Source organism: Rhodococcus sp. C26F (assembly GCF_053345925.1).
Genome location: NZ_JBKFBA010000059.1, coordinates 1 through 19,335 on the forward strand (window position 1 = coordinate 1; position 19,335 = coordinate 19,335).

Consider the following 19,335-nt stretch of genomic DNA (forward strand, 5'->3'; position numbering starts at 1 on the left):
TTGTCCCGTTCCTCTCGGCCCGGGTCGGTGTCCGTGTCGCTCTGACCTGGAATAAGTTACGCGAACATCTCCGAGAACACCAAATCGCCAGGTCAGGGCGGGTTTATCGGCTTACGGAGCGTCGTTGTGAGGGTGTTCAGGGGACCCAGTACTTCGCCGCGAGGTGCTGGACGATCGGATCGTCCTCGCCGGCCTGCTCCAGCATCGCGAGGTCGCTGCGGAGATCCATGAGGCGAGGGTCGTCCCCTTCGGCGTCGCCGATCGGCCGGCCCCCGTCCTCGGCGCGCTGCCGCAGGATCTTCTCCCGAACCCGGTCCTTCAACGACTCAGCCATGAGAGAAGCATGCTGCGCGGTGACCGGGTTGTCGAGGATTTCGACGCCGTGTCCGAGACCGCTCTGGTGCGCGCCGATAGTCGCGGTCGCTTCGCGTCAACGGTCCTTGTCCCGGAAGACCCGGACGGCCATGGGCAGAACCACGGCGAGAGCGCCGATGATCAGGACCAAGGAGAACAGTTCCATCAACATGTCTCCATCATCCGCGCGAATCGCACAGCGCGCAGAAACGTCGAAGGNGAGGGGCCTTCGTGGAGCTGCCTGTCGGAATCGAACCGACGACCTTTTCATTACGAGTGAAATGCTCTACCGACTGAGCTAAGGCAGCGAGCCTTTCGGCGTCCGAAGTCTAGCGGACTACCCCCACCCCGACGCAAACCGGCACTTCGGCTACCGGAACGCCGAGCTCAACCGGGCTGCCAGCGCGGCAAGAGCGAAGCGGGGTTTGACGTTCTGGGCGAGCGCCTCCCGGCAGTCGAGGATGGCCTCGATGCACTCGAGCAGCGACTCCGGCCGGGTCCTCGACGCGAGGTCGGCCGCACGATCCGACATGTCCGGATGGTTGAGCGTGACCCGCGATCCGAAGGCGTGCACCAGTGCGTCCCGGTACAGACCGGCGAGATCGATAAGGGCTCGGTCCATGATGTCGCGCTCGGTTCGCGTCTTCCGCGACTTCTGGGTGCGTTCGAGTTCCTTGAGGACCCCGGCCGAACCGCGAAGCGCACCCGCGGCACCCTTGCCGGTACCGCCGGCACCGAGAGCGGTCTTCAGCTCCTCGGTCTCACGCTCGTCGCGCTCCGCACTGATCTCCTTCGCCTCGGTCTCGGCGCTGCGGCCGAGGTCATCGGCTGCGGAGTAGGTGGTGGCGGGGCGCAGGACCGCGCCGGCGACAGCGAGCGCACGTGCCCGGTTGTCGCGGGCGCCCTCGTCGGTGGCCAGTCGTCGGGCCCGGCCGACGTGGCCTGCGCTGACGGATGCGGCCCACTGCGCCGTCTTCGGATCGATGCCGTCGGTGGCCTCGAGGACGCGCGCGATTGCGTCGGCGCTGGGGGTGACCAACCCGATGTGACGGCAGCGCGAGCGCAGCGTCACCGAGATGTCCTCTGGATCGACCGACGGCGCACACAGGAGGAAGACCGTTCGCTGCGGAGGTTCCTCGACCACCTTCAGCAGCGCGTTCGCGGCGCCTTCGGTGAGACGGTCGGCGTCCTCGATCACCACGACCTGCCATCGGCCCGTGCTGGGACGCCGCGACGCGACCTGCACGATGTCGCGCATCGACTTGACGCTGATCGTCAGCCCCTCGGGCACGACCCGCCGTACGTCGCCGTGGGTGCCGGCCATCGTGGTGGTGCAGGCGTGGCATCGCCCACAGCCGGGAGTCTCCTCGTCGGTGCACTGCAGGGCGGCGGCGAAACACAGCGCTGCGACCGAGCGCCCGGACCCGGGAGGACCGGTGAACAGCCACGAGTGGGTCATCGCCGACCCGGTGTCGCCCCGACGGGCGGCTACCGCGGCCGCGACGAGTTCGGTCTCGACATCGCGTTGACCGACGAGACGATCGAAGACCCCGGGCATGCGCTCAGCCTAACGACCGGGTCCGACGGGTCCGGATCACGTGTCCGAAACATTCAAGACGGCCGCACGTCCACGGTCCTACCGTCGGGCCATGACCATTCATTTCTCCGCTGTGGGGCTCGTCGTCGCCGATCTCGATCGGTCCTTCGCGTGCTATCGCGTGCTCGGCCTCGACCTGCCCACCGAAGCACCCGAGGTACCGCACTTCGAGGTCACTCTCCCCGGTGGTCTGCGCCTGATGTGGGACACCGTCGAGTCCGTCCGCAGCTTCGATCCGGAGTTCGAGCCGTCGTCCGGAGGCGGAGCGGCACTCGCTTTCGACTGCGGTTCCCCCGAAGCGGTCGACGCGACACTTGCAGCGTTGGTCGAGGCCGGGTGCACGTCGACAAAGGCACCTTGGGACGCATTCTGGGGACAGCGCTACGCGACCGCGATGGACCCCGACGGCCACAGCGTCGACCTGTTCGCCGCACTCCCGGGGTGATTTCGGACCAGCTCACCGAGGGTGACACCCGACAGGGTACGGACCTCCCGGGCCAGATGCGCCTGGTCGCTGTACCCGCAGTCGGCTGCGACACGGGCGAAGTCGTTGCCGGCCCGGGCCTGCGCGACCGCCCGACGGAAGCGCAGTACCCGCGACAACGTCTTCGGTCCGTATCCGTAGGCCCGGGCCGAGCGACGACGCAGTGTCCTGTCGCTCCAGCCGAGGATCGCGGCGACTTCCGTGACGGCCGCGCCGGAGGCCAGCGCCCGCGCGAGGTCGGCCATCGGATCGTGTTCGTCGACCGCGCCCCGCACGGCGTCGACCAGCGCAGCGACGGGATCGTCCTCGGCTCGAACCGCGAGGAGACGCACACGACGTGACGACCACAGATCGTCGAGCGGAACCCGTCGATCGGTCAGCTCGCTCGCATCGACGCCGAAGAAGCGCGGCCCCAGGCCGGGTTCGAATCGGACGGCCGTCAGCGGCCGATCCGCCGCCAGATCGGAGAACTGGGACGTCGTGTCCGGGCCTGCGACGAGGAAGCCGTCGGCGTGCCGGATGAGGTCCATGCATCCGTCCGGCAGCACGTGGGTTCTGCCCACGCGGGCACCGGACGGCTCGGACCGCCACAGTGTGACGCCGGGGATCCCCGACGGCAGTTCGCGGTACACACCGTGAGGTTATCCGCGTACGCCGACGGGAACCGTCAGTCCGTCGTCTTCTTCGCGGCGGCCTTCTTCGTCGTCTTCTTCGCCGCCGTCTTCTTGGCGGTGGTCTTCTTGGCGGCCGTCTTCTTCGCGGCCGTCTTCTTCGCGGTCTTCTTGGCCGGACCGCGTGCCCGACGGTCGGCGAGCAGTTCGGACGCCCGCTCGTCTGTGATGGACTCGACCTCGTCGCCCTTGCGCAGGCTCGCGTTCGTCTCACCGTCGGTGACGTACGGACCGAACCGGCCGTCCTTGATCACCATCTGCTTGCCGCTGACCGGGTCGGTGCCCAGCTCACGCAGCGGCGGCGTGGCGGCGGCCTGCCGGCCGCGGCGCTTCGGCTCCGCGTAGATCTTCAGCGCTTCCTCGAGGGTGACGGTGAAGATCTGTTCCTCGTTCGCGAGCGACCGCGAGTCGCTGCCCTTCTTCAGGTACGGACCGTAGCGGCCGTTCTGGGCGGTGATCTCGTCGCCGGACTCCGGATCGACACCCACCACGCGCGGCAGCGACAGCAGTTTCAGGGCGTCTTCCAGGGTGACCGTGGACAGGTCCATCGTCTTGAACAGCGAACCCGTGCGCGGCTTCGGGCCGGTCTTCTTCGCGGCCTTCTTCGCGGGAGCCTTCTTCGCCGCCTTCTTGGCGACGGCCTTCTTGGTGGCGGTCTTCGTGCCGCCCTCTCCCTCCGAGCCGAGTTCCTCGACGGGGATGGGCGTGACGTCCGGCTCCGGTTCGGGCTCGGGTTCCGGATCGGGGATCAGCTCGGTCACGTAGGGACCGAAGCGACCCTCCCGCGCGACGATCTCGTAGCCGGTCGACGGATCGACACCGAGGACACGTCCCTCCTGCGGCGTCGAGAAGAGCTTCTCGGCGTACTCGAGGGTGAGCTCGTCCGGCGGCAGGTCGTCGGGCAGGTTCGCCCGCTGCGAGGTCGGCTCGGCGTCGGGGTTGTCGGGGTCGGTGACCATCCGTTCGAGGTACGGACCGAAGCGGCCCACACGCACGTGGATCTCGCGACCCTCGGAGTCGTCGAACAGGCGGATGGAGTTGATCTCGCGGGCGTCGATGTCCTCGAGGTTCTCCCCCACCAGCTTCTTCAGGCCGCCCTTGCGCGCGACCGACTCCTCGTGACCGTCGTCGCTGCCGAAGTAGAACCGCGTCAGCCAGTCGGTGCGCTGCCGGTGACCGGAGGCGATCTCGTCGAGATCGTCCTCCATCCCGGCCGTGAAGTCGTAGTCGACGAGCTGGGCGAAGTGCGCCTCGAGCAGGCCGATGACGGCGAACGCCACCCACGACGGGACGAGCGCGCTGCCACGCTTGTAGACGTAGCCGCGGTCGAGGATGGTCTTGATGATCGACGCGTAGGTCGAGGGCCGGCCGATCCCGAGCTCTTCGAGCGTCTTGATCAGGCTCGCCTCGGTGTACCGGGCGGGCGGGTTGGTGGAGTGACCGTCCGGATCGAGCTTCGTCGCGGTGACCGACGCACCCTCGGACAGGTTCGGCAGACGCGACTCCGCGTCGTCCGACTGACCGCCGGCCTCCTCGTCGACACTCTCGACGTATGCCTTGAGGAAGCCCGGGAACGTGATGGTGCGGCCCGACGACGAGAAGGTGCACTCCTCGCCGGTGCCCGCGGTGCCGGTGATGCGCAGCGTCAGCGTCGTGCCCCGCGCGTCGGCCATCTGGGAGGCGACGGTGCGCTGCCAGATGAGCTCGTAGAGCTTGAACTCGTCGCCGTCGAGGCGCGCGTGCAGCTCGCCGGGGGTCGCGAAGACGTCACCGGCGGGACGGATCGCCTCGTGTGCTTCCTGCGCGTTCTTGACCTTGCGGGTGTACTGGCGCGGCGTCGGATGGACGAACTCGGCACCGTACAGATGGGTGGCCTGTGCGCGGGCCGCCGCGATCGCCGACTCGGACAGCGTCGTCGAGTCGGTACGCATGTAGGTGATGTAGCCGTTCTCGTACAGACGCTGCGCGGTGCGCATGGTGCGCTCGGACGAGAACCGCAGCTTGCGGCCCGCCTCCTGCTGCAGCGTCGACGTCATGAACGGCGCGTAGGGCTTGCGGGTGTACGGCTTGCTCTCGGCCGACGACACCGTCAACGCGACACCGGCGAGTGCCTCCGCGAGGCGGCGGGCGCGGTCCTCGTCGAGGACGACGACACCGTTCGACTTCAGGTTCCCGTCGGGCCCGAAGTCGCGACCCGAGGCGACACGGGAACCGTCGACGTTGACCAGGCGGGCACCGAACGACCGGGGGCTCGCGTCGGCGCCGGCGTCCATCGTGGCCGCGATGTCCCAGTACTCGGCGGACTTGAACGCCATGCGCTCGCGTTCTCGCTGCACGATCACGCGGGTCGCCACCGACTGCACACGACCCGCCGACAAACGGGGCATGACCTTCTTCCACAGCACGGGGCTGACCTCGTAGCCGTAGAGACGGTCGAGGATGCGGCGGGTCTCCTGCGCGTCGACCAGGTCGTTGTCGAGGTCGCGGGTGTTCTCTGCGGCCGCGCGGATGGCGGGCTCGGTGATCTCGTGGAAGACCATGCGCCGGACCGGCACCTTGGGCTTCAGGGTCTCGAGCAGGTGCCAGGCGATGGCCTCGCCCTCGCGGTCGGGGTCGGTGGCGAGGTACAGCTCGTCGGCGTCCTTGAGCAGGCTCTTCAGCTCCGAGACCTTGGTCTTCTTGTCGGCGCTGACGACGTAGAGCGGTTCGAAGTCGTGATCGACGTCGACACCGAGGCGCGCCCACGACTCGCCCTTGTACTTGGCAGGGACGTCCGCGGCGCCGCGCGGCAGGTCGCGGATGTGACCGACCGATGCCTCGACGACGTAGTCGCGGCCGAGGTAGGGGGCGATCTTCCTCGCCTTGGTCGGGGACTCGACGATCACGAGCCGACGCGTGCCCGACGAACCGCCCGCAGTGCTCTTCTCCCGTGCTGCCACCGTGCCGCCCGCACCTTCCCTCATTGCCGACATGTCGCCTTGTTCGAAGACATGTATACCGACCCGTTCCCCAGACGCGGCCACACACAGGGTCGCACATCCTCGGGGAACGGCTCTTCACAAGTGATGATCACCCGGTTCCACGTGCGGCCAGATCCGTCGTGCCGCGTCGGCGTCCGGAGGTGCACCGATGTTCTCGACGAGCCTCGTCAGACGCCTCCGGCCGGAGATCCTCAACCCCGGCCCACCGGTGCCGTGCGTACCGATCAGGGTCGGTGCGATGCCGGCGCGCATGAGCGCCTGCGCCAGAACTGCATGGGTGTCGGGAGCCGTCGGATCCAGACCGAGAACATACTGTGCTCCCTCGACCTCCATGCGACCGGACGCGAGGAACCACGCCCGCTGGGCCCGCGAGGACGGGACCCAGCCGGTCGGGACCGTCTTGCCGCCGTCGCTGCTCCACTGGGTCGCGAGCGGGACGAGAGCGGCGTCGGCGGAGGTGCTGACGGTGAACAGCTCGCCGTCGGCGACGATCTCCGCCCCTATTCCCGTGTCGGTCACGAGCTGCGCGATCGCGCGGGCGCGCCACTCGGCGTCGACCTCCACGGTCAGCACCGCGCCGTCGTCGGTGAGACGCGCACGTCCGTGTGCCGCGAGCAGGCCGCTCAGGTCGGCCAGGGCCGGCGGCATCGTGTCGGCCCCGAAGAAGGACAGTTGACTCACGGGTCCTCCTCTCCCGGCTCCGTGAGCGCGACGGGGCGAGATCCCACGACCGGTTCGCGCACACGTCCCGGAAAAAGCATCGTCCCCCATCACCTGAGGCGACGGGGGACGATCGGGCGAGGTGGTTGACCTTGCCCGGTTGCTCGCTCGAGCGGGTGGATCAGAGTGCGCGCACGCCGGTGGCCTGCGGGCCCTTGGTGCCCTGACCGACCTCGAACTCGACTCGCTGGTTCTCCTCGAGGGTGCGGAAGCCGGAACCCTGGATCTCGGAGTAGTGAACGAACACGTCGGCGGAGCCGTCCTCAGGAGCGATGAAGCCGAAGCCCTTCTCCGCGTTGAACCACTTCACAGTGCCCTGTGCCATGCTTTTCCTTCTCTTTCTAACACCGGATTCGACGAACCGCCGGGTACGCGATCCGCCAGGTCCCGGTTCCGACCGCTGTACTTCTCGAGTCCCCCGTTGGAAGAGCTAAAGCACCGCGCTCGCAACCATCGATCCTGCGAGCGTGCACTTTTCCAAGTCTACGAACACAGAAGCTGCGACCGGGTGTCAGTCAACCACGTTCTGGGCACGCGCAACAGTAGGAATGGGCACAAACGTGCCAATTCCCTGATCTTGTTCATGTCTCGGTAGCATTACCCACGGGTAGCTGTTGCTCCCATGTTACGGGAGGCCACTGTGGCCCCACTCGTCCCGGACCCGGGTCTCCCCCATCCGACACAGCCTCCCCGTATCCGACACACTCCTATCCGACAGACGTTTTCGACAGACACCTCGTCCGACCCAGCGGAGTACTGCGTGACCGGCTCGCCCTTCCTCCACAACGGCGACGCCACCGCCCCCACCTACGGTCGCGAGCTGCTCGACCGGCTGCTCGCCGGCACCCCGACGGGCGAGTCACCGCTGACCCACGTCGCAGAGATCCCGGCCCGGCCCGCCCACCACAGCGACTGGCCGCAGTGGGCACACGAGGACGTCGTCCGGGCCTTCCGCGAACAGGGCGTCGAGCGTCCCTGGCACCACCAGGCGAGCGCCGCCGACATCGCGGCCGGCGGGGAGAACGTGGTGGTGTCCACCGGCACCGCGTCGGGCAAGTCGGTCGCCTACCAGCTGCCCGTCCTGAGCGCGCTCGCCGACGACCCGCAGGCCACCGCTCTCTACCTGTCGCCCACCAAGGCCCTCGGCGCCGACCAGCTGCGCGCGGTCGCCGAACTGACCTCCGACATCGACGGCCTGTCGACCGTGTGCGCGTGCGCCTACGACGGCGACACCTCCACCGAGATCCGGCAGTGGACGCGCCGGCACTCGCGCTGGATCTTCACCAATCCCGACATGCTGCACCTGTCGCTGTTGCCCGCCCACGCACGATGGGCCCGGCTGTGGCGCCGCCTGCGGTACGTCGTCGTCGACGAATGCCACTCCTACCGGGGTGTGTTCGGCTCGCACGTCGCCCTGATCCTGCGTCGGCTCCGGCGCGTGGCCCGCCGGTACGGCGCCGATCCCGTCTTCGTCCTCGCCTCCGCGACGACCGCGGAACCGGGGGCAGCGGCGTCCCGGCTCATCGGAGCACCCTGCCGCGAGATCACCGAGGACGGCTCGCCGCACGGACCCCGCACGGTCGCGATGTGGGAGCCGCCCCTACTGCGCGAACTCACGGGCGAACACGGCGCCCCGGTGCGGCGGGCCGCCGGGACCGAGGCCGCGCGCCTTCTCGCCGACCTCGTCGTCGAGGGTGCCCGCACCCTGGCGTTCGTCCGGTCGCGTCACGGCGCCGAGCTCACGGCCATGGGTGCACGTCGGCTTCTCGCCGAGGCGGCACCGGATCTCGTCGACCGGGTGGCGGCCTACCGGGCGGGCTACCTCGCCGAGGACCGGCGCGACCTCGAGGCCGCGCTCTCCGACGGCCGTCTGCTCGGCGTCGCCAGCACCAACGCCCTCGAACTCGGCGTGGACATCGCCGGTCTGGACGCGGTGATCGTCGCCGGATTCCCGGGCACGGTCGCGTCCTTCCGTCAGCAGGGCGGTCGCGCCGGTCGCCGCGGGCAGGGTTCGCTCGTCGTGCTGGTCGCGCGGGACGATCCGCTCGACACCTATCTCGTGCACCATCCGCAGGCACTGCTCGACCGGCCGGTCGAGGCGACGGTCACCGATCCGAACAATCCGTACGTGCTCGGACCCCAACTCCTCTGCGCCGCGTCGGAACTGCCGCTCAGCGATGCCGAGATCGATGAGTTCGGCGCGCTCGACGTCCTCACGGACCTCGCGGAGCAGGGACTGATCCGCCGCCGCCCGCACGGCTGGTTCGTCACCCCGGGAACGCAACCGCACGGCGATGTCGAGATCCGCGGCGGGATCGGCCACCAGGTCTCGATCGTCGAGGGCGACACCGGCCGCATGCTCGGCACCGTCGACGCCGCCCGCGCCCCCGCGACCGTCCATCCCGGAGCTGTGCACCTGCACCAGGGTGAGACCTTCGTCGTCGACGAGTTGTATCTCGAGGACGGCATCGCCCTCGTGCACGCCGAGGACCCGGAATGGTCGACGAGCGCACGCGAGATCACCGACATCTGCTGCATCTCCGTCGACGAACACCGCGAGTTCGGACCCGTCACCGTCGCGTCCGTGGGGGTCGAGGTGACGCACCGGGTGGTCGGCTATCTGCGCCGCCTGCCGTCCGGAGAGGTGCTCGACCAGATCCCCCTCGACATGCCCGAGCACACGCTCGACACCCGCGCGGTGATGTACACGATCGACCCCGACCTGCTCGACCGGATCGGGGTGACCCCCGATCGCGTGCCCGGCGCACTCCACGCCGCCGAGCACGCCGCGATCGGTCTGCTCCCCCTGCTCGCGACGTGCGATCGCGGCGACATCGGCGGTGTCTCCACCGACCTGCACCCCGACACCGGGCTGCCCACCGTCTTCGTCTACGACGGACAGCCCGGCGGTGCCGGATTCGCCGAACGCGGATACCACCGGATCACCAAGTGGCTCACCGCGACCCGCGATGCGGTCGCGGCCTGCGAATGTGCCGCCGGATGCCCGTCGTGCGTGTACTCCCCCAAGTGCGGGAACGGCAACGATCCGCTCGACAAGGCCGGGGCGGTCGCCGTCCTCGATGCCGTCCTCGCTGCTATCGGGGGGTGACGGCGGTTCAGGCCACCGGCGTGCCTACTCGGCCGGATCCGGGACGGGAACGGCTGCCAGCAGCCGCTTTGTGTACGGATCGGGCGGCAACCGCTGGATGCGAGCACAGGTAAGCAACGAGCGCGAATCCGCTGGATACGGCCGCGAGCGACCCGCCGACGGGCCTCATCGGGCAGGACCGGCTCGCGCGACGGCCGTCGCCTCCTTCCCGCCGAAGAGGGCCGACACCGCAGCGGTGACCTCGACGAGCGCATCCCACTCGTCGATCTCGCAGCGCCGCAATCGCACTCGCATCCGTGTAGTGATCACCTCGCTCGCCTCGCAGGCCTCCACGACCCCGCGGTCCAGTGCCGAGGCGACCGCTACCGCCGCCAGGTCGGCCGCCGCCTGCGCACGATGACGTGCGACGACGACCGACCCGACGTGCAGCAGCGTGGCCGTGATCGCGATGAGGCCGGCCATCACGGCGCAGCCGATCACACTCGCGCTCCCGTCGTCGCCGAGGAGGGACGGGCCCGACCTCATCGCGTTCCTTCCGGCTCGCGCACCGCAACCGCCTCGGCCGTGAGGGTCAGCAATGGGAGCAGCGGACTCTCCGCGGTCACGACCGCCACGATCAGATCTCCCTCCTCGCGTACCGCCACGCGTGCGTCCGGAGGCGCGACTCGCGTGGCCACATCGACCGCCCTCGCTTGGTCTCCCCGCGCGGCGAGGCGGGCGGCTTCACGGGCGGCGTCATGGCACCGCACCTGGTACGCGATGCCCAGTACCGCGCCGAGGCACAGCACGAGCACCGTGACCAGGCTTGCGACGGCGAGAGCCGCTTCGACGGTGACCCCGCCTTCGTCCTCACGAACGAAGGCGCGTAGCCAGCGTCGTCCGAGCATCTTTCGCATGCGTCGGTGTCACACCGCCGTGTTCAGGGCACGCTCGACGATGCCCGTCAGCGCGGACACGATCGAATCGCCGGTCACCACGGTGTACAGCACCGCCCCGAAAGCCGCCGCCGCAATGGTCCCGATCGCATATTCCGCCGTCGACATGCCGCCGTCCTGCACGACGAGCCCGCCGAGACGACCACGCAGACCGTGTGCGAACGCTTCGGTCACTGTTCGTTTCCCCATCTTCCGTCCCTCCCATCCGAGCGGCGCGGACCGTCCGCGCCGACGTTCACATCAGCCCCGCACCCAGGACGTCCCGCGCCAGGCCGACGACGACCGGCACGATGCCCAGGCACACGAAGGCGGGCAGAAAGCACAGACCGAGCGGCCCGCTCACGAGTACTCCGGCCCGATCGATCTCGGCGGCCACCCGGTCCTCCGTCTCGGCGCGATGCCGGACCGCGAGTTCGGCGACGGTGTCCGACAGGGGCGCACCGGATTTCGCGGATCGTCGTGCCGCGCGGGCGAAATCGTCCAGCGCGTCGACCGCTCCCGAATCTCCCCACGCATCGGCCGGATCGGCTCCGAGCACCAATCGGTCGGCACCTCTCCGCAACGCCGCCGCGAGGTCGGGTGGAGCGGATTCCGCGACGACCCGCGCCGCAGAACCGGCAGGCATCCCTGCGCGCAGGCACGCCGCGAAGAGATCGAAGGCAGCGGGAAGCGCGTGCGGGTCGGTCTCGGGTCTAGTTGTATCCGACGCGGCAGCAAGGGTTCTCGTGGAGAACACGCGGGTGGTTCCACGAGGGGTCGGTGCGACGACGAGAGAGGCCGCTCCCAGCAACACCGCCCACGTCGCGCTCATGTCCTCACCCGTGCTGCGATCCGGTCCGTCCACAGCAGACCCGCACAGACCAGCGCAGTGCCGACCACGAGCATGACGCCGCCGAGCCCACCGGCGAGGAGGATGCCGAGCGGAGCAGCGCCCATGAGTTGCCCGAGACCCACCCCGAGCACCGGCAGTCCCGCCAGGACCGTCGCCGTGGCCCGAGCACCGGCGAGTCCGGCCTCCGTACGGGCACGGATCCGCATACGCGCGGCCAGATCGACGCGCGCGGCCCCGAGCAGTTCGGCGAGGGCGAGACCGTGGCGGTCGGAGACCGCCCACGCATCGGCGACACGGTCCAGACTGTCGGCGACACCACCGCCGTCCGAAGATGCTGCGGCCGAACGTAGTCCGTGTGCCGCCGACCCGCCGAGTCGCGCCCGGGCCGCAGCGACCCGGAAGGCACCGGCGACGGACCCGGCCGTCTCCCGGGCCGCCGTCTCGCACGCGTCGGCGGGATGCGTCCCCACCCGCAGATCGGCGATCACGGTGTCGAGTCCCGACAGCAACATCCGTCGTTGCCGATCGAGCTCCGCAGCGCGGCGCCGGGCTCGGCGACGCCACACCGCGGTCGTCGCGACGGTCGCGCCGGCCACGGCCGGTGTGATTCCTGCCCACACCACAACCGTCGCGAGCACGACGACCATCACCCCGACGACTAGGGCGCGCGGTATCGGGCGCGGCGCCGCGTCGGGCACCCCGCGTCGCAGTCGACGGCGGGCCGAGGACGACGGCAGGACGAACAGCGCCGCCGCGAGGCACAGGATCGTCGCGTTCACGGCGCATCCCGTCGACGCAGGATCCGCTCGAGGGCGTCCATGCCGTGCTCGTCGCCCCTGTCGTGGGTCCATGCCGGTGTGACGATCACGCCTGCGACGGGGTCCCGCTCGACCACGCCGATCCCCACGAGACGTCGCGCTCCGTCGCTGCCGCGGTGGACGTGCAGGATCACCTGCACCGCGGCGACGAGCTGGCTGTGCAGCGCCGCTCGATCGAGGCCGCCGAGTGCGGCGAGAGCCTCGAGTCGCGCGGGCACCTCGTCGGGCGAATTGGCGTGCACGGTCCCTGCGCCGCCGTCGTGACCCGTGTTCAGCGCGGTCAGAAGATCGACGACCTCGGCGCCTCTCACCTCGCCGATGACGATGCGGTCCGGTCGCATCCGCAGCGCCTGCCGCACGAGATCGCGGACGGTGACCTCGCCGACGCCCTCCACGTTGGGTGCCCGTGCCACGAGGCGCACCACGTGCGGGTGGGCCGGGACCAGTTCGGCGGCGTCCTCTACGCAGACGATGCGTTCGGTCGGATCCACCGCGCCGAGCAACGCCGCGAGCATCGTCGTCTTCCCCGCACCCGTACCGCCGATGACGAGGAAGGCCAGGCGCGCGCGGACGATGCGCAGCAGCAACCGATAGGCGACCTCGGAGACCGCACCGCGATCCCGCAGTGCTTCGAGTCCCTGGGTCGCGGGTCGCAGGACCCGCAGTGACAGGCACGTCCCGGCCTGCGCGACCGGGGAGAGCACCGCGTGCAGCCGGACACCGAACTCACCGTGCCCGGGCAACCTGCCGTCGACCCACATCTGGGCGTCGTCGAGCCGACGCCCGGCGAACAGCGCCAATCGCTGCGCGAGTCGTCTGACCGCGGCCTCGTCGGGGAAGGTGACCTCGGTCAGGTGCAGCCCGTTGCCACGATCCACCCAGACGCGATCGGGCGCGGTGACGAGCACGTCGGTCACGGCCGGGTCTGCCAGCAGATCCTCGAGCGGGCCCGCACCGGTCAGTTCGGTCTGCAGATGCCGCAGTGCCGCAAGCAGATCGGAGTCTCCGAGTACTCCACCGGATTCCGCGCGCAGGGCTGCGGCGACGCGGGCCGGAGTGAGCTCCCCGGTCTCGTCGGCCAGCCGGTCGCGGACCCGCGAGAGGAGGTCGTCTCCGAGAATCCCGGTCATGCCGCACGTCCCGGGCCGGCGCGGTCGGCCCCGACGGCCGCCAGCACGTCGTGCGCCGCACCGAGCAACGGCGAGCGTGACCGCAGCCGCAGGCCACCGCGTTCGAGCATCTCGCTCAAGCCCGGCTCGGGACGCATCGAGGTGAGCACGTCCAGGCCCATCGCGTCGGACACGTCGACGGCTCGCAAGCCACCGGGTGCAGGTCCGCGGACGACGACTCCGGCCGGTTCACCCCGCGCCGCGAGCGTGCGGGCGACCCGGGTAGCGGAGAGCACCGCACCGATCCGGGCCGGCACGACGACGACGGTGAGGTCGGCCAGTGCGAGCACCGCGTCGGCGACCGGGTCGAAGCTGCGCCCCACATCGCAGACGACGGTTGCTCCCGCTCCGCGCACCCCGTCGACGACCGCTTCTGCGGCGACGGCGGTGAGCCGGTCGGTGTTCTCGCGGTCGGTGGACAGGACGCCCACCCCGGATGCCCATACGGGCACGGCGTCGCGCAGGGCACGCGCGGAGATCCGTCCGCCGTCCACGGTGAGACCGGACCACCGCACTCCCGGACGCTCCTCGAGACCGGTCAGGACGTCGAGTCCCGCGCCGAACGGATCGGCGTCGACGAGCAGGGTGTCGCGTCGTTCGTCGTTCCCCGCGGCCCAGGCGAGTGCGGCGGCGAAGGTCGACGCGCCCGCTCCCCCGCATCCTCCGACGACCGCGAGGACGGTGCCGGCACCCGTCGAGGGCTCNNCGGCGGCCGCGACGATCGAGAGCAGTTCCACCTCCTCGGACGGGAGGGCGAGGACGTGTTCGGCGCCGACGGTCGCGGCGGCCTGCCAGTCCGCCAGGCCGGCCGTCCCGCTGCACACGAGGATCACGCCGGGGCGGCGGGGATATCCGGCGGCGCATGCCGCTGCGGCGGACGCATCGAGGACGACGATCGCCGCGTCGGTCCACGCCCTGCGGGGCACCGGCACGGACATCTCGTGCAGTGTGCGGTCGGCCGCCGCGACCACACGACGGAGGTCGGCGACCAGCGCGGGATCGTCGACCAGTCCGAGGATGTCGTTCATGCCGGACAGGCTGCCCCGCTACGGGGTCGTGAGTGTCGCGGAAACGGCCTCGGAAGCCCCGCCTGTGGATGGATCAGGGGCCTGTGGACAACCCGGCCGTGCGCACCCTCGTCGCACCTGTGCGCAGGTCGGCGGGTGTAGAAGACAGTACGGAGACGTGTGGAAAAGGTCTCGGACAAAGCGACAGCCCTCGCCAGGGGGGAGGAGGCGAGGGCCGTCTGCGTTCAGCCCCGGGGGGTCGGGCTGAACACAACCCGAGTATCGACCCGGGCATTCGCGATAGTACACCGTTAGGCGTGACTGCTTGCAACTTCAAACACCGGCGCGGCGCGCCCCTATTGTGGTGATCGTGACCGATACGTCCGTGAATCCGTCCCGACCGGCCCCGTCGACGGGGGGCTCACCGGACTCGGCTCGCATCGCAGCGTTCTTCGATCTCGACAAGACCGTCATCGCCAAGTCGAGCGTGCTGGCGTTCACCCGGCCGTTCTTCGAGGAGGGTCTCCTCAGCCGTCGGGCCGTGCTGCAGAGCACCTACGCCCAGCTCCTCTACCTGTTGTCGGCGGCCGATCAGGCCCGGGTGGACCGGATGCGCGAACACATCGCGCACATGTGCAAGGGATGGGATGTCGAGCAGGTCGGATCGATCGTCGAGAAGACCCTGCAGGACGTCGTGACGCCGCTCGTCTACGCGGAGGCGAAGGACCTGATCGCCGATCATCGGGCCCGCGGTCACGATGTGATCATCGTGTCCGCATCCGGCCAGGAAGTGGTGACTCCGATCGCCCGGACACTCGGTGCCTCCCACAGCACGGGGAGCCGGATGCGGATCGTCGACGGCCGGTACGCCGGCGAGCTCGAGTTCTACTGCTTCGGGGAGGCGAAGGCGGTCGCGATCCGCGAGCTCGCCGAGCAGTACGGTTACGACCTCTCCCGCAGCTACGCGTACTCCGATTCGGCCACCGACCTGCCGATGTTGCTCGAGGTCGGCAATCCGCGCGCGGTCAACCCCGACCGCCCGCTGCGCAGGGCGGCAACCGAAAACGGTTGGCCCGTTCTCACTTTCGCTCGGCCCGTACCACTCGGACGTCGTGCCCGTCCGTCGCCGCGCGCCCTGGCGACGCTCGCCGCGACCCTCGGAGCGACCGCACTGATACTGGGTGCCACCCGCCGACTGGCCAAGCGCCGGATGCGTTGACACTCAGGGTCACTCGCCGCGAAATCGAAAACGAAGCATTGCCGTCGGGGGCTTGCCGACATCTCGCGGACGGGGTAGAAAGGAGTTACGGAAGGACGGAAGGCCAAGACCGAATCGGAAGAGAAGATTCGATCTCCCGACTGTTCTTCCCAGCACGGACACCGAGTACCCACGCGAAGCCGATGCCACTATAAGGGCACGAGTGTTGTGGGCCTGCGAGTTCCGGATTTTCGAAGACGAGTTCCCCGCACCCGTTGCGAGGACGAATCGACGATACCCGGATCATCGCCGAGGCCGTTGAATCACAACCCATTTCAGCACGCATGGTAACTCGGACCGTCCGTGCTAGCGGGTGGCGGAATCGATCTCGATCGATATGCCACCCGCTTTCGCGTGCAGAGGGTTTCGCGTGCAGAGGTTTGGCGGCGACGCCCCACCCCCACCCGGCACTCAGCCGGCGAACGCCTCGGCGATCGAGTTGGCCTCACGAGCCCCGGCCTCGAGCGACCCGCAGCAGAAGAGCACCCAGCCGCCGACGCCCTCCACGGTTCCCGCCCCGAATCCAGCGACTCCGTCGCGGTAGGCCTGCAGCCGGCGCATCCAGTGGACCTCGGGTACGCCCAGATTGCGCGTGTCGAGTCCGGACGCGACGCACACGAGCCGGGACGCGGCGCGCGCGACGATGCCGTCGGCGACACCGAAGGGCTTCAGGACGGACAGTTCACCGTGCACGACCGCCGCGAGAACCGGCGCCGGGGCGTTCGTCCCACCGGTGACGAGTTGCGCGAGCCCGTCGAGACGCTCGGCGACCCCCGGTTCCGTCCGCGGACGACCCAGTTCCTCGGCGTCCTCCACGAGATCCGCGGCAGCGAGCAGGTGCAGGCGGGCGAGCGCCTGCAGCGGGGCACGTCGCCACGTCGCGACCATGTTGCCGAGCGCGTCGCCGTCGAGCGACTGGGCGACCCGCAGTGCTCCGGCCAGGATCGGGTCGCCACTCTCCCCCGGCTGCGGAAGTTCCATCGACCCGCCGTCGATCGACGCCGAGGCGCGGGCGGCCCGCACCGACGCCTCCGCGGCGGTGTTCGCCCAGCCACGCCGATTGGTTCGATGACGATGCACCTCTGCGAGCGCGTCGCGGGCACGGTCGGCGGCGTCGCGTACGCCCGGAAGGTCGACGAGAGGCTGAAGAGGGTCGGTCACGTCGACGACGGTACCGGCGCGGATGCGGTGGACGGACGAGAGGTTCACCGGTCGCGTCCGAATGCCGTTCGTCGCGCGAATTCGACCGATGAGCGAAAGTGACGGGGTTGCATATCGATGCAACGGTGCGGCGCCGGTCACAGATGATTACGCTCACAAGAGCCCGAATGGAACCATCCCGGAAAGAGGCCCCGCATCATGACGAGCGCAGCCCAGGAGCACGAATCGAAGGCGTACCCGCCGAGCCCGGAGTTCACCGCCACGGCCAACGCCGGTCCGGAACTGCAGGCCGCGGCCGACGCCGATCGGCTCGGATTCTGGGACGAGCAGGCGAAACGACTCGACTGGGCGCAGCCCTGGACGGAAGTGCTCGAGTGGTCGAACGCACCGCTGGCGAAGTGGTTCGTCGGCGGCAAGCTCAACGTCGCCTACAACTGCGTCGACCGGCACGTCGAGGCCGGTAACGGCGATCGGGTCGCCATCTTTTTCGAGGGCGAGCCCGGCGATTCCCGGTCGCTGACCTACAACGACCTGCTCGCCGAGGTCTGTCGCGCCGCGAACACCTTCACCGAGCTCGGCCTGGTCGCCGGCGATCGCGTCGCGATCTACATGCCGATGATCCCCGAGGCCATCGTCACCATGCTCGCGTGCGCGCGCCTCGGCCTGACCCATTCGGTGGTCTTCGGCGGCTTCTCGTCGTCGGCACTGCGCTCGCGCATCGACGACGCGCAGGCCAAACTGCTCGTCACGGTCGATGGCCAGTGGCGTCGTGGCCAGGCCGCGCCGCTCAAGGCAGCCGCCGACGAGGCCGTCGCCGATGCGAAGTCGATCGAGCACGTGCTGGTCGTCGCGCGCACCGGCATCGACGTCGAGTGGACTTCAGGTCGCGACCTCTGGTGGCACGAGACCGTCGAGAAGGCGTCGCCGGAGCACACCGCGCAGCCGTTCGACTCCGAGCATCCGCTGTTCATCCTGTACACCTCGGGCACCACGGGTAAGCCCAAGGGCATCATCCACACCTCCGGTGGCTATCTGACCCAGGCGTCGTACACGCACCACTACGTCTTCGACCACAAGCCCGGCAAGGACGTCTACTGGTGCACCGCCGACATCGGCTGGGTCACCGGCCACAGCTACATCGTCTACGGCCCGCTGAGCAACGGCGTCACCCAGGTCGTCTACGAGGGCACCCCCAACTCGCCGAACGAGCACCGGCACTTCGAGATCATCGAGAAGTACGGGGTGTCGATCTACTACACCGCCCCGACGCTGATCCGCACGTTCATGAAGTGGGGTCGCGAGATCCCCGACGCCCACGATCTGTCGTCGATCCGTCTGCTCGGCAGCGTCGGCGAGCCGATCAACCCGGAGGCGTGGCGGTGGTACCGCGAGGTCATCGGCGCGGATTCGGCCCCGATCGTCGACACCTGGTGGCAGACCGAGACCGGCGCGATCATGATCTCGCCGCTGCCCGGCATCACCGCCACCAAGCCCGGCTCGGCGATGGCGCCGCTGCCCGGCATCTCGGCGAAGATCGTCGACGACGAGGCCACCCCGCTCGGCGCGGGCGGTAACGGCTATCTGGTGCTCGATCAGCCGTGGCCGGCGATGCTGCGCGGCATCTGGGGCGACGAGCAGCGTTACCGCGAGACCTACTGGTCGCGCTACGCCGAGCAGGGCTGGTACTTCGCCGGCGACGGTGCGCGTTACGACGACGACGGAGCGCTGTGGGTGCTCGGCCGTGTCGACGACGTCATGAACGTGAGCGGTCACCGCATCTCCACCTCGGAGGTCGAGTCGGCGCTCGTGTCGCACCCGTCCATCGCCGAGGCCGCGGTCGTCGGCGCGGCGGACGAGACCACCGGTCAGGGCATCGTCGCGTTCGTGATCCTGCGCGAGCACGTCGCCAACACCGGCGACACGCTCATCAAGGAACTGCGCGATCACGTCGCGGTGGAGATCTCCCCGATCGCCAAGCCGCGCCAGATCACCGTGGTACCGGAGCTGCCGAAGACCCGCTCGGGCAAGATCATGCGCCGCCTGCTGCGCGACGTCGCCGAGGGTCGCGAACTGGGCGACACCTCGACGCTCGTCGATCCGGCCGTCTTCGACGCCATCCGCGCCCGTTAGTTGTTGCGGGTCATGACGTTGTAGACACCACCAGGGGCTGACGAAGGCGGACGGGTCTTCCGGCGGCAGGATGGGAAGTACCACCAACTCATCCGCCGAACGAAAGAAC

Annotated in this window: 18 protein-coding genes and 1 tRNA gene; 4 read left to right on the top strand and 15 right to left on the bottom strand. The window is 69.4% G+C overall.

The features are described 5' to 3' along the window. Positions 1-136 precede the first annotated feature (136 nt). The 3 genes from ACLBYD_RS28530 to ACLBYD_RS28540 all read right to left on the bottom strand — a co-directional run bounded on the left by ACLBYD_RS28530 (position 137) and on the right by ACLBYD_RS28540 (position 1,912). On the bottom strand, positions 137-334 hold the full coding sequence (locus ACLBYD_RS28530; protein WP_006552400.1) for a hypothetical protein: 198 nt from the start codon (positions 332-334) through the stop codon (positions 137-139). 252 nt (positions 335-586) lie between these two features. Next, a tRNA-Thr gene (locus ACLBYD_RS28535) sits at positions 587-662 on the bottom strand. A 62-nt stretch (positions 663-724) separates the two neighbouring features. Continuing rightward, complete coding sequence (locus ACLBYD_RS28540) at positions 725-1,912, bottom strand: DNA polymerase III subunit delta' (RefSeq protein WP_060653800.1); 1,188 nt, start codon at positions 1,910-1,912, stop codon at positions 725-727. Positions 1,913-2,003: 91 nt separating this feature from the next. Between ACLBYD_RS28540 and ACLBYD_RS28545 the strand changes: the two genes are divergently transcribed. Then, positions 2,004-2,396: a VOC family protein gene (locus tag ACLBYD_RS28545; protein WP_447819080.1), complete on the top strand. Its 393-nt coding sequence runs from the start codon at positions 2,004-2,006 to the stop codon at positions 2,394-2,396. Here ACLBYD_RS28545 and ACLBYD_RS28550 read toward each other — a convergent pair. The 4 genes from ACLBYD_RS28550 to ACLBYD_RS28565 all read right to left on the bottom strand — a co-directional run bounded on the left by ACLBYD_RS28550 (position 2,333) and on the right by ACLBYD_RS28565 (position 7,132). Next, entirely contained in the window at positions 2,333-3,067 is a 735-nt protein-coding gene (locus ACLBYD_RS28550) for a helix-turn-helix domain-containing protein (RefSeq protein WP_447819081.1), read from the bottom strand. The two genes, ACLBYD_RS28545 and ACLBYD_RS28550, sit on opposite strands and share 64 nt — an antisense overlap. Before the next feature lie 35 nt (positions 3,068-3,102). Further along, positions 3,103-6,069, bottom strand: coding sequence for a type I DNA topoisomerase (gene topA, locus ACLBYD_RS28555; RefSeq protein ID WP_447819082.1), 2,967 nt, complete (start codon positions 6,067-6,069; stop codon positions 3,103-3,105). Positions 6,070-6,162: 93 nt separating this feature from the next. Beyond that, positions 6,163-6,768: a hypothetical protein gene (locus ACLBYD_RS28560; RefSeq protein ID WP_447819083.1), complete on the bottom strand. Its 606-nt coding sequence runs from the start codon at positions 6,766-6,768 to the stop codon at positions 6,163-6,165. A gap of 160 nt (positions 6,769-6,928) precedes the next feature. Next, positions 6,929-7,132 carry a cold-shock protein gene (locus ACLBYD_RS28565; protein WP_003935252.1) on the bottom strand — a complete coding sequence of 68 codons (204 nt, stop codon included), beginning with the start codon at positions 7,130-7,132 and terminating at the stop codon, positions 6,929-6,931. 435 nt (positions 7,133-7,567) lie between these two features. On the opposite strand from ACLBYD_RS28565, the gene ACLBYD_RS28570 reads away from it, so the two are divergent. Further along, on the top strand, positions 7,568-9,916 hold the full coding sequence (locus ACLBYD_RS28570; protein ID WP_447819084.1) for a DEAD/DEAH box helicase: 2,349 nt from the start codon (positions 7,568-7,570) through the stop codon (positions 9,914-9,916). Positions 9,917-10,081: 165 nt separating this feature from the next. Here the strand turns inward: ACLBYD_RS28570 and ACLBYD_RS28575 are convergent, their stop codons facing one another. From ACLBYD_RS28575 to ssd, 7 genes are all read right to left on the bottom strand, one after another. After that, entirely contained in the window at positions 10,082-10,441 is a 360-nt protein-coding gene (locus tag ACLBYD_RS28575; RefSeq protein WP_060653812.1) for an Rv3654c family TadE-like protein, read from the bottom strand. Then, positions 10,438-10,812: a TadE family type IV pilus minor pilin gene (locus ACLBYD_RS28580; RefSeq protein WP_100167921.1), complete on the bottom strand. Its 375-nt coding sequence runs from the start codon at positions 10,810-10,812 to the stop codon at positions 10,438-10,440. Before ACLBYD_RS28580 ends, ACLBYD_RS28575 begins: the two co-directional genes overlap by 4 nt. Before the next feature lie 9 nt (positions 10,813-10,821). Beyond that, on the bottom strand, positions 10,822-10,959 hold the full coding sequence (locus ACLBYD_RS28585; RefSeq protein WP_228045087.1) for a DUF4244 domain-containing protein: 138 nt from the start codon (positions 10,957-10,959) through the stop codon (positions 10,822-10,824). Positions 10,960-11,086: 127 nt separating this feature from the next. Next, positions 11,087-11,662, bottom strand: coding sequence for a type II secretion system F family protein (locus ACLBYD_RS28590; RefSeq protein WP_447819085.1), 576 nt, complete (start codon positions 11,660-11,662; stop codon positions 11,087-11,089). Next, complete coding sequence (locus ACLBYD_RS28595) at positions 11,659-12,462, bottom strand: type II secretion system F family protein (RefSeq protein ID WP_447819086.1); 804 nt, start codon at positions 12,460-12,462, stop codon at positions 11,659-11,661. The genes ACLBYD_RS28590 and ACLBYD_RS28595 overlap by 4 nt, the downstream gene beginning before the upstream one ends. Beyond that, complete coding sequence (locus ACLBYD_RS28600; protein ID WP_447819087.1) at positions 12,459-13,631, bottom strand: TadA family conjugal transfer-associated ATPase; 1,173 nt, start codon at positions 13,629-13,631, stop codon at positions 12,459-12,461. The genes ACLBYD_RS28595 and ACLBYD_RS28600 overlap by 4 nt, the downstream gene beginning before the upstream one ends. Beyond that, complete coding sequence (ssd, locus tag ACLBYD_RS28605) at positions 13,628-14,698, bottom strand: septum site-determining protein Ssd (RefSeq protein WP_447819088.1); 1,071 nt, start codon at positions 14,696-14,698, stop codon at positions 13,628-13,630. Before ssd ends, ACLBYD_RS28600 begins: the two co-directional genes overlap by 4 nt. Before the next feature lie 343 nt (positions 14,699-15,041). Here ssd and ACLBYD_RS28610 point away from each other — a divergent pair, with 343 nt between their 5' ends. Further along, a complete protein-coding gene (locus ACLBYD_RS28610) occupies positions 15,042-15,896 on the top strand; it encodes an HAD family hydrolase (RefSeq protein ID WP_372474241.1) in 855 nt (284 codons plus the stop codon). A 450-nt stretch (positions 15,897-16,346) separates the two neighbouring features. Here ACLBYD_RS28610 and ACLBYD_RS28615 read toward each other — a convergent pair whose 3' ends face one another. Continuing rightward, a complete protein-coding gene (locus ACLBYD_RS28615; RefSeq protein ID WP_271038794.1) occupies positions 16,347-17,096 on the bottom strand; it encodes an oxidoreductase in 750 nt (249 codons plus the stop codon). 198 nt (positions 17,097-17,294) lie between these two features. Here ACLBYD_RS28615 and acs point away from each other — a divergent pair, with 198 nt between their 5' ends. Next, complete coding sequence (acs, locus tag ACLBYD_RS28620; protein WP_447818595.1) at positions 17,295-19,226, top strand: acetate--CoA ligase; 1,932 nt, start codon at positions 17,295-17,297, stop codon at positions 19,224-19,226. The last annotated feature ends 109 nt before the right edge of the window (positions 19,227-19,335 follow it).